Below are 16607 nucleotides of genomic sequence, written 5' to 3' on the forward strand. Positions count from 1 at the left end.
AACAGTTTGAACAGATGAGCGCTCATAGCGAACAGGCCAAAAGATTGATAGGGGGCGCTTCGATCGAACTGGAAGCCGGCCCCGATGCGGCCGGGCAGCGGCTCGACCAATGGCTGGCCGCTGTGCTCGGGCCGGAGCTTTCGCGCAGCCGCGTGCAGATGCTTATCAAGCAGGGCGCGGTGCGGCTGGGCGGGACGGTCGCGACGGAAGCCAAGCGCAAGGTGGCGGCAGGTGAAGTGGTTTCGGTCGAGATGCCGGAGCCCGAGCCTGCCGAACCGCAAGGCGAGGCAATCGCGCTCGACGTGCTTTACGAGGATGACGAGTTGATCGTCATCAACAAGCCGGCCGGGCTGGTCGTCCATCCGGGCGCGGGCAACTGGACAGGGACGCTGGTCAATGCGCTGATCCATCACTGCGGGGCAAGCCTGTCGGGAATAGGCGGGGTCAAGCGCCCGGGGATCGTGCACCGACTGGACAAGGACACAAGCGGCGTCATGGTGGCGGCCAAGACGGACAGGGCCCACAAGGCGCTGTCGGAAGCCTTTGCCGACCATGGCCGCAGCGGCGACATGCAGCGCGCCTATGTCGCCCTTGTCTGGGGCATTCCGCAGCGGGTGACGGGGACGATCGATGCGCCGCTCGGCCGCGCTGCCGACCGAGTGCGCCGCGCCGTCGTGCCTGAAGGCCGCGACGATGCCCGCCATGCCGTGACGCATTACACGATCGAGGAACGGTACGGCGAGGACCAGACGCAGTTCACGACGGCCAGCCTTGTCGAATGCCGGCTCGAGACCGGCCGCACGCACCAGATAAGGGTGCACATGGCGCATATCGGCCACCCTGTCGTGGGCGATCCCGATTATGGCCAAGCCTTCCGCACCAAGGCCAACCGGCTGCCGGAACCGTTGCGCGGGCAAGTGCAGGCATTTCCGCGGCAGGCGCTGCATGCGCGCCTGCTTGAATTCGTCCATCCCGCTACCCATATTGCGATGACATTCGAAGCGCCGATGCCGGGGGACATGGAGGAACTCGTCAGCGGCTTTCGGTCTCTCTAGGATCTGGATGATGGTGGCCTGCAACGGCGGTTTGGTGCGGTTGCGATACTCGTTTCTCCCCGGCTTACCCTGATCTCGATCCGCGCATCCCGCGTACCCATCAACAATCCTGATCCTGCCACCAGAAAACCTGACTCGCATTGTTCACTTCAGCGTGACAGTCTGTTTCGACTTGAACAAATGCTGTCTTTTCTGGTTTTGTTCCTGTATATTGCCGATTGCGGATGTGCGCTCCAGGCATCCGCGCCATATGCCCGCCGCGTTTTGGGGGCATTACTCGAAGAGAGGAGGGCGCTTTATGGCCCAGTCATTGCCCAGTATCGTTTCCGGAGAAGGCGGCCTTACCCGCTACCTGGAAGAAATTCGCCGCTTTCCCATGCTGCAGCCGCAGGAAGAGTACATGCTTGCCAAGCGTTATGGCGAGCATGACGACACGTCCGCGGCGCACAAGCTCGTCACCAGCCATTTGAGGCTCGTGGCCAAGATCGCCATGGGTTATCGCGGCTACGGCCTGCCGATTGGCGAAGTCATTTCGGAAGGCAATGTCGGCCTGATGCAGGCCGTCAAGAAATTCGAGCCGGAGCGTGGTTTCCGGCTGGCTACCTATGCGATGTGGTGGATCAAGGCCTCGATCCAAGAGTACATCCTGCGCTCGTGGAGCCTTGTGAAGATGGGCACCACCGCCAACCAGAAGCGCCTGTTCTTCAACCTGCGCAAGGTGAAGGGCAAGATCCAGGCGCTGGACGACGGCGACTTGAAGCCCGAGCAGATCACCGAGATCGCCACGCGGCTGAACGTGTCCGAAGCGGAGGTGGTGTCGATGAACCGCCGCCTGTCGGGCGATGCCTCGCTCAATGCGCCGATCCGGGCGACCGAAGGCGAAAGCGGCGAGTGGCAGGACTGGCTGGTCGACGACCATGACAGCCAGGAAGAGATGCTGATCGAGCAGGACGAACTCGACAACCGTCGCGGGATGCTGGCGGGTGCGATGTCGGTGCTGAACGATCGCGAACGGCGCATCTTTGAGGCGCGCCGCCTCTCCGAAGAGCCGCTGACGCTGGAAGAACTGTCGGCAGAGTTCGATATCTCGCGTGAACGCGTGCGCCAGATCGAAGTGCGCGCCTTTGAAAAGGTGCAGGATGCGGTCAAGGCCGCAGCCAAGCGCCAGGCCCAGTCGCTGAGGACGATCGACGCCCATCCTGCTAACTAAGCAAATCGATTACGAATGAAAAAGGCGCCGCCGGAAATTCCGGCGGCGCCTTTTCTATTGGAAGTGCGTGCCGCGTTTCATGGGCGGATCAGGATCGATCCGCCGCTCGCCCTGCATCACGCAGACGGCTGCTTGGCCTTACGGATATAGGGCAGGATGGTTTCGAAGGCGCCGAAGCGCTTGAGGGCATCCTCGTCCGAGACCGAGCCGGCAATGACGATATCCTCGCCCGGCTTCCAATCGGCCGGCGTCGAGACCGGGAACTTGGCGGTGAGCTGGATGGAATCGATGGCGCGCAGGATTTCCTGGAAGTTGCGGCCGGTCGACATCGGGTATGTGAGGATCAACTTGATCTTCTTGTCCGGGCCGATGACGAAAACCGAGCGGACCGTCTGGTTATCGGCCGGGGTGCGACCTTCGGAGGTCTCGCCCGCCGTTGCCGGCAGCATGTCATAGAGTTTGGCGACCTTCAGTTCGCGGTCGCCGATCATCGGATAGTTTACCGCGTGGCCGGTGGCCTTCTGGATGTCGCCCTTCCACTTGTTGTGGCTTTCCACCGGATCGACCGAAATGCCGATGATCTTGGCGTTGCGCTTGTCGAACTCGCCCTTGAGGCCGGCCATGGTGCCGAGCTCGGTGGTGCAGATCGGGGTGAAATCCTTGGGGTGGGAGAAAAGTACGGCCCAGCCGTCGCCAATCCACTCATGGAAATGAATAGGCCCATCGGTCGTGTCGGCGTTAAAATCCGGAGCGATGTCGTTGATACGGAGGGTCATGGTACTTGCCTGTCCTGACTTTGTTGAAAATTGAAAGCCGTGCCAGGCGGGCCTGAGTATTTTATTCCTATGCAAGCTCGCCCGTTGCCACGTTTATAGCACCAGATTGCGCCGGGCTCAAAAACGACGTAGGCGTGCCGCCCGCGTTGGCGAGCAAAATTATTCTCCATATCGAGGAAATGGCGATACGTTCGTTCCGTGAACGAGCAGACGATCAATCCTTGCGGATTACCAGTGTGGAAGCCAGGTCTTCCATGCGCTGCGCCAGCGCGCCCAATGCGCCGGTCAGGGCGGAGTCGTTCTTGTCAGCCTTGGTCAGGGCGTCGTCGCGGGTCTTGCGCAAGGTCTGCACCTCGCTTTCCATGCCCTTGATGCGCTTTTGCAGTTCGGAAAGCTCGTCCATGACCATGATGCCGGCCATGACGGTGAGGCGCTGGTCGCCAATCTCGCCGAACGAATCCTTGAGATGCAGGACGTAGCGGTCGAAGCGTTCGGCCAAGTCGATGAGATGCTCTTCCTGGCCCTCGTCGCAGGCCATGCGGTATTGCTTGCCGTCTATCGAAACCGTCACCTGGGCCATTTCGACACTCTCAATCCTACCTGTCCAGCACCGCGCGGATGGTTTCCATGGCTGTCACCAGCCGGCGCGACACCTCTTTGTTGGCGTCCTCGAGCCGCTCGGCGCGGGCCTCCGAATTGTCGAGCTCCTGGGCCAGACGCGACCGATCCGCGTTCATGCGCTGCACTTCGGCCTCGGCCTCGGAGTAGTCCCGTTCGTGCTCCAGCCTTGCGGCAACGGCACTCTCCAGGCTCTCCATGGCCTTGCCCAGCCTGGCGATGACTTCCTTGAGCGTGGTGTCCCCGGTCATGGCTGTTATCCTGTCTTTTGCCCATCACCGAATCGTGCGCGTTCAGAACGCGTTATCCTTGAAACATTAGGCACCGGGTGAAGCATGCGTCAATAAAGCTCTCGCGCTGTCCCCCGCTAACGGCGCGGGAGAATGATGAAAGCTGCGGCGAATCCGCTGAAATGCACCGCTTTTGTTGACTAAAAGCGCGTGGCTGCTATGTGTCGCGCACCTTTTCCCAAGCTCTCAAAGACGCTCCCTGGAGGAACCATGCTCTCGCGTGAACAACATGACCGGATGGCCAACGCGATCCGCTTTCTTTCCATGGATGCCGTGGAGAAAGCCAATTCCGGTCACCCCGGCCTGCCGATGGGCTGCGCCGACATCGCGACCGTGCTTTTCACCCGCTTCCTGAAGTTCGACGCGAAGGCCCCGCATTGGCCTGACCGCGACCGTTTCATCCTGTCGGCGGGCCACGGCTCGATGCTGCTTTATTCGCTGCTTTACCTGACCGGCTACGAGGATATGACCCTCGACCAGATCAAGAATTTCCGCCAGCTCGGCTCGCGCACCGCCGGTCATCCGGAATATGGCCATGCCAGCGGCATCGAGACGACGACCGGTCCGCTTGGCCAGGGCATCGCCAATTCGGTCGGCTTCGCGCTCGGCGAGCGGATCATGAATGCGGCGTTCGGCGACGATCTCGTCAGCCACTACACCTATGTGCTGGCCGGTGACGGCTGCCTGATGGAGGGCATCAGCCAGGAAGCGATTTCGCTGGCCGGCCATCTCAAGCTGAACAAGCTGATCGTCATCTGGGATAACAACAACATTTCCATCGATGGCCCGGTGTCGCTGTCGGATTCGACCGACCAGGTCGCGCGTTTCCAGGCCTCGGGCTGGAATGCCGTGCATGTCGACGGCATGGACCCCGAAGCGCTTGCCTATGCGATCGAGGCGGCACGCCATTCCGACAAGCCGACGCTGATTGCCGCCAAGACCACCATCGGTTTCGGCGCGCCGACCAAGGCCGGCACCAACAAGGTGCACGGCTCGCCGCTCGGTGCGGAAGAAATCGCAGGCGCCCGCAAGTTCCTCGGCTGGAGCTCCGAGCCGTTCGACATTCCGGCCGATATCCTCGACGCATGGCGCGCCGCCGGCAAGGCGGGCGCCAAGGGACGCAGCGACTGGGAAGGGCGGCTGGCCAAGGCCGATGCCGCCAAGCGCGCCGAATTCGAGCGTCGCCAGCGCGGCGAACTGCCGAAGAATTTCGACGCGGTCATCGCCGACTACAAGAAGAAGCTTGCCGCCGACAAGCCGAAGGTCGCCACGCGCAAATCCTCGGAAATGGCGCTTGAGGTCATCAACGGCGTGACGCCGGAGACCATCGGCGGCTCGGCGGACCTGACCGGCTCGAACAACACCAAGACCAGCCAGACAAAGAACATCACGCCCGACAATTATGGCGAGCGCTATGTCCACTACGGCATTCGCGAGCATGGCATGGCGGCGGCGATGAACGGGCTGGCGCTGCATGGCGGCATCATCCCCTATGGCGGCACGTTCATGTGCTTCTCCGACTATGCGCGCCCGGCCATGCGGCTGGCGTCGCTGATGGGTATTCGCTCGATCTTCGTGATGACGCACGATTCGATCGGACTTGGCGAAGACGGCCCGACCCACCAGCCGGTCGAGCATCTGGCCGCACTTCGCGCCATCCCCAACCACTATGTGTTCCGCCCGGCTGATGCGACCGAGGCTGCGGAGTGCTGGCAGATCGCGCTGGAATCCGAAAAGACGCCTTCTACGCTGGCGCTGACCCGCCAGAACCTGCCGGCGGTGCGCACCGAATTTGCCAAGGACAATCTGTGCGGCAAGGGTGCCTATGAACTCGCGGCTGCCGAAGGTGGCGAGGCGGCTGTGACGGTCTTCGCTTCCGGTTCGGAAATCGAGATCGCGCTTGGCGCGCGCAAGCTGTTGCAGGACAAGGGTCACCCGACGCGCGTCGTTTCGGTGCCTTGCTTCGAACTGTTCGAAAAGCAGGGCGAAAGCTATCGCAAGGCGACGCTTGGCAACGCCAAGGTGAAGATGGCCATTGAGGCCGGCATTCGCCAGGGCTGGGATGCGCTTATCGGCACGGACGGCATTTTCATCGGCATGACCGGCTTTGGTGCCAGCGCGCCGATCGAAAAGCTTTATCCGCATTTCGGCATCACCGCGGAGGCTGCGGCAAAGGCGGCTGAAACGCAGTTGAAGGGCAAGTAAGTACAGGGACGAGGCCGATCAGGCTCAAGGAGTTACTAGGCCAGGTTCAGCAAATCGATTTGAAGCGCATGGCGGGTGGTGGATTCCTCCAACGTCCGCCGTTATGAAACGGCGGACGAGTTTTCCGCCCCCAGGAGATGACTATGACTTTGAAGGTTGCCATCAATGGCTTTGGCCGTATCGGCCGCAACATTTTGCGCGCGATCTATGAGAGCGGCCGCAAGGATATCGACGTGGTCGCCATCAACGACCTCGGCCCGGTCGAGACCAACGCGCATCTCCTGCGCTACGACAGCGTGCACGGCCGCTTCCCCAACGAGGTGAAGGTTGACGGCAACAGCATCAGCGTCGGTTCAGAATCATTCAAGGTGTTCGCCGAGCGCGACCCGTCGAAGCTGCCCTGGGGCGATCTCGGCATCGACATCGTGCTTGAATGCACCGGTATCTTCACCTCGAAGGACAAGGCCTCGGCCCACCTGACCGCCGGCGCCAAGCGCGTCATCGTCTCGGCTCCTGCCGACGGCGCCGACCTGACGGTGGTCTACGGCGTCAACCACGACAAGCTGACCAAGGACCACATCGTCATCTCCAACGCGTCGTGCACCACCAACTGCCTCGCGCCGGTCGCCATGGTGCTGAACAACGCCTTCGGCATCGAGAAGGGCTTCATGACGACGGTTCACGCCTATACGGGCGACCAGCCGACGCTCGACACCATGCACAAGGACCTCTACCGCGCCCGCGCCGCGGCGATGTCGATGATCCCGACCTCGACCGGTGCGGCCAAGGCGGTCGGCCTCGTCCTGCCGGAACTGAAGGGCAAGCTCGACGGCGTGTCGATCCGCGTGCCGACGCCCAATGTGTCGGTCATCGACTTCAAGTTCGTGCCCAAGCGCAACGTGACCGTCGAAGAGGTCAACAAGGTGCTGGTGGATGCCGCAAAGGGACCGCTTAAGGGCATCCTGGCCTACACCGAGGAGCCGCTGGTTTCGATCGACCTCAACCACAATCCGGCCTCGTCGACCTTCGCACTCGACCAGACCAAGGTCATCGAGGGCAATCTCGTGCGTGTCATGTCCTGGTACGACAACGAGTGGGGTTTCTCCAACCGCATGGCCGACACGGCTGTTGCCTTTGGCAAGACCATCGGCTGATTTTCAGCTTTCAACATTGTTGCAGGACGCCCGGCTTCAACCGGGCGTTTTGTTTTGATTGGGCTAGGCAAAAAATATACTTCCCAAGCAGATATTTGCCCTGAAAAGCTTGCCCAACGCCATGTCTTCGCCTCACTCTGCCTTATGCAGAAAATTGCACCCTGACAGGGGGACGCAAGCCGAAGGGAAGTGGGGGTATGGAACACGCGATCTATCTGGTGACGCTGGTCGGCACCGGGCTTGTGATCGCGGCGGCGTTCTCCAGCCTGATCGCCTTCCGCTTTGGCGCACCTCTGCTTCTTCTCTTCCTCAGCATCGGCCTGATCACGGGTGGTGACGGCCTCGGCATCCAGTTCGACAATGCTCAAGTGGCCTACTTCGCCGGATCGCTTGCGCTGGCCGTCATCCTGTTCGACTCCGGGTTCGGCACGCCGCTCAACGCGCTGCGGCAGGCGGCCGGTCCGGCAGTATCGCTAGCCACCGCGGGCGTCCTGATCACCACGGTCGTGTTTGCAACCGCCGCGTTCTACCTGCTCGACCTGTCGTGGCTGGAATCGCTTTTGCTGGGCGCAGCGGTAGCCTCGACCGATGCGGCGGCGGTGTTCTTTCTTTTGCGCGCCGGCGAAATCAACCTGCGCGAGCGCGTGCGCTCGACGCTGGAGATTGAATCGGGAAGCAACGACCCGATCGCGATCTTCCTGACCATCACACTGGTAGAAATCATTGCTGCCGGTGCTGACAGCCAGGCCGATCTGGTCATGCTCGACCTTGTCTTCGGGTTCATCCTCAGTATGGGCATCGGGGCGACCGTAGGCATCCTTGGCGGCATGGCCATCGTGCGGCTGGTCGATCGGCTCAACCTGGACCACGGCCTCTTACCGATCTTCGTGCTGACGCTTTCGCTTACCGTGTTTGCCGCTGCTGGCAGCCTTGGCGGCTCGGGATTTCTTGCGGTCTATCTGGCCGGAATGGTGGCCGGAAATTCGGACATCCGCGCCGTGACCATGCTGAAGCGGTTCCAGGACGGCATGTCTTGGCTGGCGCAGATCATCATGTTCCTGGTGCTTGGCCTGTTTGCGACGCCTTCGCAGTTTCCGGCGATCCTGATCCCGGCCGTGCTGCTTGGGCTGTTCCTGGCATTCATAGCCCGGCCGATCGCGGTCTGGCTCTGCCTGATGCCGTTCCGCCTGCCACGTCCGGAGGTCGCGTTCATCTCGTGGGTCGGCCTTCGCGGCGCGGTGTCGATCCTGCTTGCGATAACGCCGCTGCTCGGCGGATTGGAACACGGCCGCTTCATCTTCAACGTCGCCTTCATCGTCGTTCTTGTGTCGCTTGTCGTGCAGGGCTGGACTGTCGGGCCGCTGGCGCGGCGTCTCGGCCTCATCGTTCCGTCAAGACTGGGGCCGCTCAACAAGGTCGAACTGGAATTGCCGGGTTCGGCGCGCCACGAATTGCTGGCTTATAAGGTTGCGCCCGGCAGTCCGGTGGCACGCGGCGAACGCATTCCGCGCTGGGCACGGCCTTCGCTGGTGGTGCGCGAAGGCCGTTCTATGCGGTTCCAGGACATGGGCCGGCTCGCTGCGGGCGACAACGTCTACATCTTCGTGCCCGACCGCTATCCGCGCCTGCTCGACAAGCTTTTTGCCAGCCGCGCCACGGTGGACCCGGAGGATGCGGATTTCTTCGGCGCGTTCGCCGTCGATCCGGGGCGTCCCGCAGCAGAGTTGGAAGCTGCGTATGGCCCTGCGCTCACTGAAGCTGAGCGCAAGCTGACAGTCGGACAGCTGGTGGTGGCCCGGTTGGGCGGGCATGCCGAATATGCCGACCGGCTGTCGCTCGAACCGATCGAGTTGATCGTGCGCGACGTCGATGAAAAGGGTCGGATCATCAGCCTTGGCCTTTCATTCGAGCCGACAGCGCCGGTGGCGCGGGTGCCTGTTTTCCTCAGCGCCGGCGAGATCTACGACCGCATTGCAAGGCTGTTCAGGTCAACCGCACGAAAGACTAACAGCTCCGAGCGACAGGCTGCGGATGCGCAAACGGCACCTGAGGCGAAGCCGGAAGAACCCCGGACCGCTTCGGTAAAGACCGGGCAACAGGGATCTGGCGAGACGGAAGCACCCGAAGATGCGCCGCCGACAGCGGCCTGACGGCTCGCCCTGAAAGATTTTTATTGCGGCTGGTGGCGCGATCTTGCATCGCCAGCCGCGCCGGGTATGGTCCGGCGGCTTTCGCGGAGAAGGAATAATCATGGCAGGTTTCAAGACGCTCGACGATATGGGCACCGTAGCCGGCAAGCGCGTGCTGGTGCGGGTCGATCTCAACGTGCCAATGGCGGATGGCAAGGTTACCGACGCGACCCGCATCGAGCGCATCGCGCCGACCATTGAGGAGCTGTCGAAGAAGGGTGCGAGGGTGATCCTGCTCGCGCATTTCGGTCGCCCGAAGGACGGGCCTTCGGCAGAGCTATCGCTTGAGCCTATCGCCAAGGCGACTGCCAAGGTGCTGGGCCGTCCGGTTGGTTTCGCCGCAGATTGCATCGGTGAGAAGGCTGCCGCTGCCGTGGGCGCGATGAAGGATGGCGACGTGTTGCTGCTGGAGAACACGCGCTTCTACAAAGCGGAAGAAAAGAACGATCCCGACTTTACGAAGAAGCTGGCGGCCAATGGCGATCTCTACGTCAATGACGCATTCTCCGCCGCGCATCGCGCGCATTGCTCGACCGAGGGCCTTGCCCGCCTGTTGCCGGCTTATGCCGGGCGGACCATGGAAGCGGAACTCGGCGCGTTGGAAAAGGGCCTCGGCAATCCGGTCAAGCCGGTCATCGCCATTGTCGGCGGCGCCAAGGTCTCGACCAAGATCGACCTGTTGATGAACCTGGTCAGGAAGGTCGATGCGCTGGTTATCGGCGGCGGCATGGCCAATACTTTCCTCGCCGCGCGTGGCACCAATGTCGGCAAGTCGCTGGCCGAGCACGATCTTGCGGCGACCGCCAAGCAGATCATGATCGAGGCGGCGGAAGCCGGTTGCGCGCTGATCCTGCCCACCGATGGCGTGGTGGCGCGTGAGTTCAAGGCTGGTGCGGCCAACGAGACGGTTCCCGTCAGCGCCGTTCCTGCGGACGCGATGATCCTCGATGTCGGCCCGAAGACGGTCGAGGCGATCAACCAGTGGATCGACCGGGCTGCGACGCTGGTCTGGAACGGCCCGCTCGGCGCTTTCGAGATCGAGCCTTTCGACAAGGCGACTGTGGCAGCGGCCCGCCATGCGGCAAAGCGCACCAGGGAAGGCAAGCTTGTCTCGGTGGCAGGTGGCGGCGACACGGTTGCCGCGCTCAACCACTCCGGCGTGGCCGACGATTTCACCTATGTCTCGACTGCCGGAGGCGCTTTCCTGGAATGGATGGAAGGCAAGCCGCTGCCGGGCGTGGACGTGCTAAAGGCTTAAGCCGGATTGACGCAACGGGCTGATCGTCTAGCCGCATTTGGGTAACGCAAGGTGATTTCCCCTGGCTGCAAAATGCTCTAGAGCACGCCTTATGCATTGGTTTTGTAAATCGGTCGACTTTGGGAGAATGAGATGAACAAGGACATGGCCGCGCAGGCCGCAAACAAGGACGGCTTCATTGCGGCGCTCGATCAGTCGGGTGGCTCGACGCCAAAGGCGCTCAAGCTTTACGGCATCAACGAGAGTGCATGGTCCAGCGATGCGGAGATGTTCGACCTCGTTCACCAGATGCGCGCCCGCATCATCAAGTCGCCTGCCTTCACCGGCGACAAGGTCATGGGCGCAATCCTGTTCGAGCAGACCATGGACCGCGAGATCGACGGCACGCCGACCGCTCAGTATCTGTGGGAAAAGCGCCATGTGGTGCCCTTCCTGAAGATCGACAAGGGCCTTGAAGAAGGTAAGGACGGCGTGAAGCTGATGAAGCCGATGCCGAACCTCGATGCTCTTCTGAAGCACGCCGTTTCAAAGGGGATATTCGGCACCAAGGAACGGTCCGTGATCGACGCGGCGAACCCGAAAGGCATCGCCGCCGTTGTTGCCCAGCAGTTTGAAGTGGGCAAGCAGGTTCTGGCGCACGGGCTCGTTCCGATCATCGAGCCGGAAGTTACGATTTCCATCGCCGACAAGGCGGAAGCGGAAGATATCCTGCTTGGCGAAATCAAGAAGCATCTGGCAGACGTGCCGGCCGGCAAGCAGGTCATGCTGAAGCTGACCTTGCCGACGAAGGCGAACCTCTACAAGCCGCTGATCGACGATCCGCGCGTGATGCGCGTGGTGGCGCTTTCCGGCGGCTATTCCCGCGACGATGCGAATGCCAAGCTGAGACAGAATGACGGCATGATCGCCAGCTTCTCGCGCGCCCTGACCGAGGGTCTCTCGGCTGGCCAGAGCGACGCGGAGTTCAACGCTGCGCTGGGTGCCGCGATCGACAGCATTTTTGAGGCGTCGCGCGCGCGTTGAAAACCGGTAAGCGCCGATAACGACTTCAAGCTCGGGCCTCGCGCCCGGGTTTGTTTTTTGAAGAGCAGGTTCGTCGAACTGCAAAAAATCTGGCCTGTAATGTCGGGCCGACCGGTTCGCTTGCGTCCTTGGGCCGAGGAGGGAAACGAGAAATCGGAATCTGCCGGACATTTCCTGCCGGCCACACCATGCTGACGCCTGCTGCCAAATCTGGCGGGAAAGGCCATCAGGTCAGCTATTCCAGCCGGTTTCGATGCGTTTTAGACGGCACATCAATTCTTTCATCAACTTTTCTGACTATTTCGCAGTGCGAAGTTGATGTAGAAGGCGCGCTCCGTTGCTCACGGCGAATTGAACGCGAAGCGCGCATACCCATATGGACCATGGCGTCTGACAGACGCCGCTTGGCTAGGCCATTGCGCACCCGGAAAGATGACAATGCCAAAATTCAAGTTTCACAAGCTTGCCGCCATTGTTGTGCTCATCGTCTTTGCTGGATGGGTCGCAACCGGCGCCTTTTCGTCGGTTGGCAGCGACGCTCCCTCTGAAGAGGCCAAAACGACAGAACCGCCAAAGGCTGAACCAGCGCCGATCCGGACAGTCAAAGTGGTGGTGCCGCCGAGGCAGGCTCATGCGCGCGCGATCCGGATATCCGGCCTGACCGAGGCCGACAAGCGTGCGGTTCTGGCCACACGGGTCGGCGGCGTCATTTCCGAACTGCCGGTCAAGCAGGGCGACCGCGTCAAGACGGGCGATCTTGTCCTCATGCTTGGTGCGGAAGAGAAGGTTTCAGCAGTGGACAATGCCAGGCAGCTTCTGACCCAGCGCCAGGCCGAGATTGACGCTTCCGAACGGCTCGCCAAGACCGGCAACCTTCCCAAGCTGCAGCTCGATACGGCGCGCTCGGCGCTTGCCGCAGCCAAGTCGCAGCTCGACGCCGCCGAAGCCGAACTTGCCCGCAACGAAGTCAAGGCGCCGTTCAACGGCGTCATCGACCGCGTTGCCGTAGAACTTGGCAGCGCCATCATGCAGGGCGGCGAAGTCGCGACGATCCTCAGCCTCGATCCGATCGTGGCGCGCGGCGAGATCAGCGAACGCGATCTCGGCTACCTCAAGATCGGCGACACCGCCAAGGTGAGGCTGGTGAGCGGCGATGTCGTCGAAGGCAAGGTGCGCTACATCAGCCGCGACGCATCGGCGGCAACGCGTACATTCCGCGTCGAGGTGGCTATTCCCAATGCAGATGGAGCCATTCCCGCAGGCATGACCGCCGAGATTACTCTGCAGACCGCGCCCACCGACGCGATCACCTTGCCGCGCTCGGTGGTGACGCTCAGCAAGGATGGCGACCTCGGCATCCGCGCCGTCGGCCCGGATGGCAAGGTCGTCTTCTATCCGATCGACCTGATCGACGACACGCAAAACGGCTTGGTGCTGGCAGGCATCCCTGCCGATGCGCAGGTCATCATCGCCGGGCAGGATCTGGTCAAGGAAGGCGACGAGGTCAAGGCCGTCGTGGCCGACGAGGCGGCGATCAGGAAACTCGTCCAAGACGCGTCCGGAACGCAGTGAGGCCACGGCATGGATATCGTCAAAATTGCGATCCAGAATGCGCGCCTGACACTGTCGGTCCTGATCTTCCTGGTGATCGCCGGGGCGCTGGCCTATCGGGCCGTGCCCAAGGAAGCCGAACCCGACGTCGCCATTCCGATCATGTATGTCAGCCTGATCTATCAGGGCATTTCGCCGGAGGACGCCGAGCGTCTGCTGCTGCGCCCGGTTGAATCACAGCTCAAGAGCCTCAAGGGGCTCAAGGAGATGAAGTCGAACGCCTTCCAGGGCGGCGCCAACGTCATCGTGGAGTTCGATCCGTCGACGGACCTCAGCGACGCGCTGATCGACACCCGCAACAAGGTGCAGGACGCCAAGCGCGACCTGCCGGCGGGTGTCGAGGAGCCGACCGTCAACGAAGTCAATCTGTCGGAATTTCCTGTCGTCTTCGTGACCTTGTCAGGCGACATACCCGAACGCACCCTGACTGCAGCGGCCAAGACCCTGCGCGACCGCATCGAGGAGGTTCCGGGCGTTCTTGAAGGCGAAATCCAGGGTTCGCGCGATGAACAGGTCGAGGCCATCATCGATCCGGTGAGGCTGTCGTCCTACGGTCTGCAACTCGACCAGTTGATACAAGGCATCGGTGCGTCGAACAGCCTTGTCGCCGCCGGCGCAATCGAGGGCACGGAAGGCAAGTACGCGGTCAAGGTGCCGGCGCTGATCGAGACGCCGGAGGATGTCGCCAACCTTCCAGTGGTTGCAGGACCGAACGCCGTGGTGCGCGTCCGCGACCTCGCCACTGTGCGTTCGACCTTCAAGGATGCGGAGACGATAGCCCGTATCGACGGCAAGAGCGCCATCACCATTGCGGTGAAGAAGCGCATCGGCGCCAATGTGGTCGAGACGATCGAAGGCGCCAAGAAGGTTTCCGAGCTGTTCGTCGCTCAGAACGCGCAGGTGCTGCCCGACCTCAAGGTGACGTACACGCAAGATAAGTCGGTCTTCGTCAACCAGTTGCTGAACGACCTGCAGAACCACGTGATGATCGCCGTCATCCTGGTCTTCATCGTCATTCTCTATGCGCTGTCCGGGCGTGCCTCGATGCTGATCGGCCTGGCTATCCCGTCGTCGTTCCTGATGGGCATACTGGCGCTGGCGCTGATGGGCTACACGATCAACATGATCGTGCTGTTCAGCCTCATCCTGGCCGTCGGCATGCTGGTTGACGACGCCATCATCGTCACCGAATATGCCGAGCGGCGCATGGGCGAGGGCATGCCGAAGGAACAAGCCTTCGAGGAAGCCGCCAAGCGCATGGCCGGCCCGGTCATTGCTGCCACCATGACACGCATCGCGGCCTTTTCGCCGCTGTTGTTCTGGCCGGGCATCGTCGGCGACTTCATGAAATATCTGCCGATCACGCTGATCGTGACGCTGGCGGCGTCCATGGCCTACGCCTTGATCTTCGCGCCGTCGATCGGGGCGATTTTCGCCAAGCCGCCGAAGAACCATGGCGAAGAGCATCGCGACGGCCTCTACATGGCGGTGGTGAAGAAGGCCGTGCACTATCCGATCACGGCGCTGGTGCTGACCGTGCTGTTGCTCGGCGGCTCGCTCTTTTCCTACGTCAAATATGGAAACGGCGTCGAGTTTTTCCCCAATGTCGAACCCGACTACGGCCTGCTCTACGTCCATGCCCGCGGCAATCTCTCGCTTGAGGAGATGAATGCGGCCACGACCGAAGCGGAAAGCCGTATCCTCGGCTGGCCCGGCATCAAGTCGGTGCTCACCAAGGTCGGCAAGACGCGCGGCGGCGAGGATATTCCCGAGGATGTGGTCGGCGTCATCAACTACGAGTTTGTCGACTGGCGCCAGCGCAAATCGGCACACCAGATCCTCGACGATCTGCGCGTTGCCATGGCCGGCATCCCCGGCGTCGATGTCGAGGTCCGCGTCCCGGATGCCGGACCGCCGACCGGCAAGGCGATCCAGGTGCAGCTCGCCGCGACCGACCCGACGGGGTTGAACGACTATGCCAAGGAAGTCGCGGCGGCCGTTGCCAAGGTGCCCGGCGTCATCGACCTGTCGGATGGCCTGCCGCCGCCCGGCATCGACTGGGCGTTGCAGGTCGACCGTTCCAAGGCGGCGCAGTACGGCATCAGCCCGACTTCGGTCGGCACGGTCGTGCAACTGGTCACCACGGAGTTGAAGCTGACCGACTATCGCCCGGCGGGCGCTGACGACGCAGTCGATATCAGGCTGCGTTTGCCAGAGGACCGTCGCACGCTGTCCACGCTGGATGAACTGCGCGTACAGACGGCGCAAGGTTCGGTGCCGATCTCCAACTTCGTCACCCGCAAGCCGGAACCGACGGTCGGCATCCTGAACCGCATTGACGGAAAGCGCACCATCACCATCCAGGCCAATGTGGCGAGCGGCCTCCAGGTCGCTGCCGTGCAGGCCGATGTGGCAAAGGTGGTTGGCGCAATGGCGAAACCCGGCGTGGACTGGAAGCTTGCAGGTTCGAACGAGGACAGCGCCGAGGCCGGAGCATTCCTCATGAACGCTTTCGGCGCGGCGATCTTCATGATCTTCATCGTGCTGCTTGCCCAGTTCAACAAGTTCACCAGCGTTTTGATGGTGCTGTCCTGCGTTGTCATGGCCATGATCGGCGCGTTGCTCGGCATGCTGGCGACGGGGCAGGCCTTCGTCATCGTCATGTCCGGTATCGGCATGATCGCGCTGGCCGGCGTGGTGGTGAACAACAATATCGTGTTGATCGATACTTACGACCGGTTGCGCGAAGAAGGTTGGGACAAGCTGGAAGCGGTGCTGCAGACCTGCCGTGAGCGTGCCCGCCCGGTCGTGCTGACGGCGCTGTCGGCGATCCTTGGCGTGCTGCCTATCGCCTTCGGCCTTGGGTTGGAAATCTTCCACCGCGAGACGACGATCAATGCGCCGTCGACGCAGTGGTGGATCGCGCTTTCCTCCGCGATCGTGTTCGGCCTGGCCTTTGCGACCGTGCTTACCCTGATCGTGACGCCGTCGATGCTGATGATCTTCACCAGAAGCAAGGACAGCAAATTCTATGCATTCTGGCGGCGCGTGTTCCGCCGCGACAAGAAGCAGTCCGCCAAGGAGACTACGGCCGCTGCCGTCAAGGACGATCTGGCGGTTTCCTATCCAAAGGCCGCTGAATAGCGTCTGACATGGATTTCGATGGCAAGGGCCGTCCGGGAACAACCGGGCGGCCTTTTGCATTGTGATGGCATGAG

The 16607-nt window shown here is 61.9% G+C and carries 12 protein-coding genes; 9 read left to right on the forward strand and 3 right to left on the reverse strand.

Annotated elements, in window-relative coordinates; genetic code table 11:
• Positions 1–14: 14 nt before the first annotated feature.
• Together ACODTY_RS00545 and rpoH are read left to right on the forward strand one after the other, a co-directional pair.
• Positions 15–1055: an RluA family pseudouridine synthase gene (locus tag ACODTY_RS00545; protein WP_488992349.1), complete on the forward strand. Its 1041-nt coding sequence runs from the start codon at positions 15–17 to the stop codon at positions 1053–1055.
• A 298-nt stretch (positions 1056–1353) separates the two neighbouring features.
• Entirely contained in the window at positions 1354–2265 is a 912-nt protein-coding gene (rpoH, locus tag ACODTY_RS00550) for an RNA polymerase sigma factor RpoH (RefSeq protein ID WP_488992350.1), read from the forward strand.
• Between the two features lie 116 nt (positions 2266–2381).
• Here the strand turns inward: rpoH and ACODTY_RS00555 are convergent, their stop codons facing one another.
• The 3 genes from ACODTY_RS00555 to ACODTY_RS00565 all read right to left on the reverse strand — a co-directional run bounded on the left by ACODTY_RS00555 (position 2382) and on the right by ACODTY_RS00565 (position 3910).
• Positions 2382–3041 carry a peroxiredoxin gene (locus ACODTY_RS00555; RefSeq protein ID WP_488992351.1) on the reverse strand — a complete coding sequence of 220 codons (660 nt, stop codon included), beginning with the start codon at positions 3039–3041 and terminating at the stop codon, positions 2382–2384.
• Positions 3042–3255: 214 nt separating this feature from the next.
• Positions 3256–3621: a cell division protein ZapA gene (locus ACODTY_RS00560; RefSeq protein WP_488992352.1), complete on the reverse strand. Its 366-nt coding sequence runs from the start codon at positions 3619–3621 to the stop codon at positions 3256–3258.
• A 16-nt stretch (positions 3622–3637) separates the two neighbouring features.
• Positions 3638–3910 (reverse strand): DUF4164 domain-containing protein, encoded by a 273-nt coding sequence (locus tag ACODTY_RS00565; RefSeq protein WP_056237915.1) that lies wholly within the window; start codon positions 3908–3910, stop codon positions 3638–3640.
• A gap of 249 nt (positions 3911–4159) precedes the next feature.
• Here ACODTY_RS00565 and tkt point away from each other — a divergent pair, with 249 nt between their 5' ends.
• The 7 genes from tkt to ACODTY_RS00600 all read left to right on the forward strand — a co-directional run bounded on the left by tkt (position 4160) and on the right by ACODTY_RS00600 (position 16533).
• Positions 4160–6154, forward strand: coding sequence for a transketolase (gene tkt / locus ACODTY_RS00570; RefSeq protein ID WP_488992353.1), 1995 nt, complete (start codon positions 4160–4162; stop codon positions 6152–6154).
• Between the two features lie 143 nt (positions 6155–6297).
• The gene (gene gap, locus ACODTY_RS00575; protein WP_056237920.1) at positions 6298–7308 is read left to right on the forward strand and encodes a type I glyceraldehyde-3-phosphate dehydrogenase; all 1011 of its coding nucleotides are present in this window, start codon (positions 6298–6300) and stop codon (positions 7306–7308) included.
• Between the two features lie 197 nt (positions 7309–7505).
• Positions 7506–9458, forward strand: coding sequence for a potassium/proton antiporter (locus ACODTY_RS00580; RefSeq protein ID WP_488992354.1), 1953 nt, complete (start codon positions 7506–7508; stop codon positions 9456–9458).
• A gap of 100 nt (positions 9459–9558) precedes the next feature.
• The gene (locus ACODTY_RS00585; protein WP_488992355.1) at positions 9559–10755 is read left to right on the forward strand and encodes a phosphoglycerate kinase; all 1197 of its coding nucleotides are present in this window, start codon (positions 9559–9561) and stop codon (positions 10753–10755) included.
• 132 nt (positions 10756–10887) lie between these two features.
• Entirely contained in the window at positions 10888–11778 is an 891-nt protein-coding gene (locus ACODTY_RS00590) for a fructose bisphosphate aldolase (protein WP_488992356.1), read from the forward strand.
• A 438-nt stretch (positions 11779–12216) separates the two neighbouring features.
• Positions 12217–13350 (forward strand): efflux RND transporter periplasmic adaptor subunit, encoded by a 1134-nt coding sequence (locus ACODTY_RS00595; protein WP_488992357.1) that lies wholly within the window; start codon positions 12217–12219, stop codon positions 13348–13350.
• Between the two features lie 9 nt (positions 13351–13359).
• On the forward strand, positions 13360–16533 hold the full coding sequence (locus ACODTY_RS00600) for an efflux RND transporter permease subunit (RefSeq protein ID WP_488992358.1): 3174 nt from the start codon (positions 13360–13362) through the stop codon (positions 16531–16533).
• The last annotated feature ends 74 nt before the right edge of the window (positions 16534–16607 follow it).

Source organism: Mesorhizobium sp. FG116, from assembly GCF_057809835.1.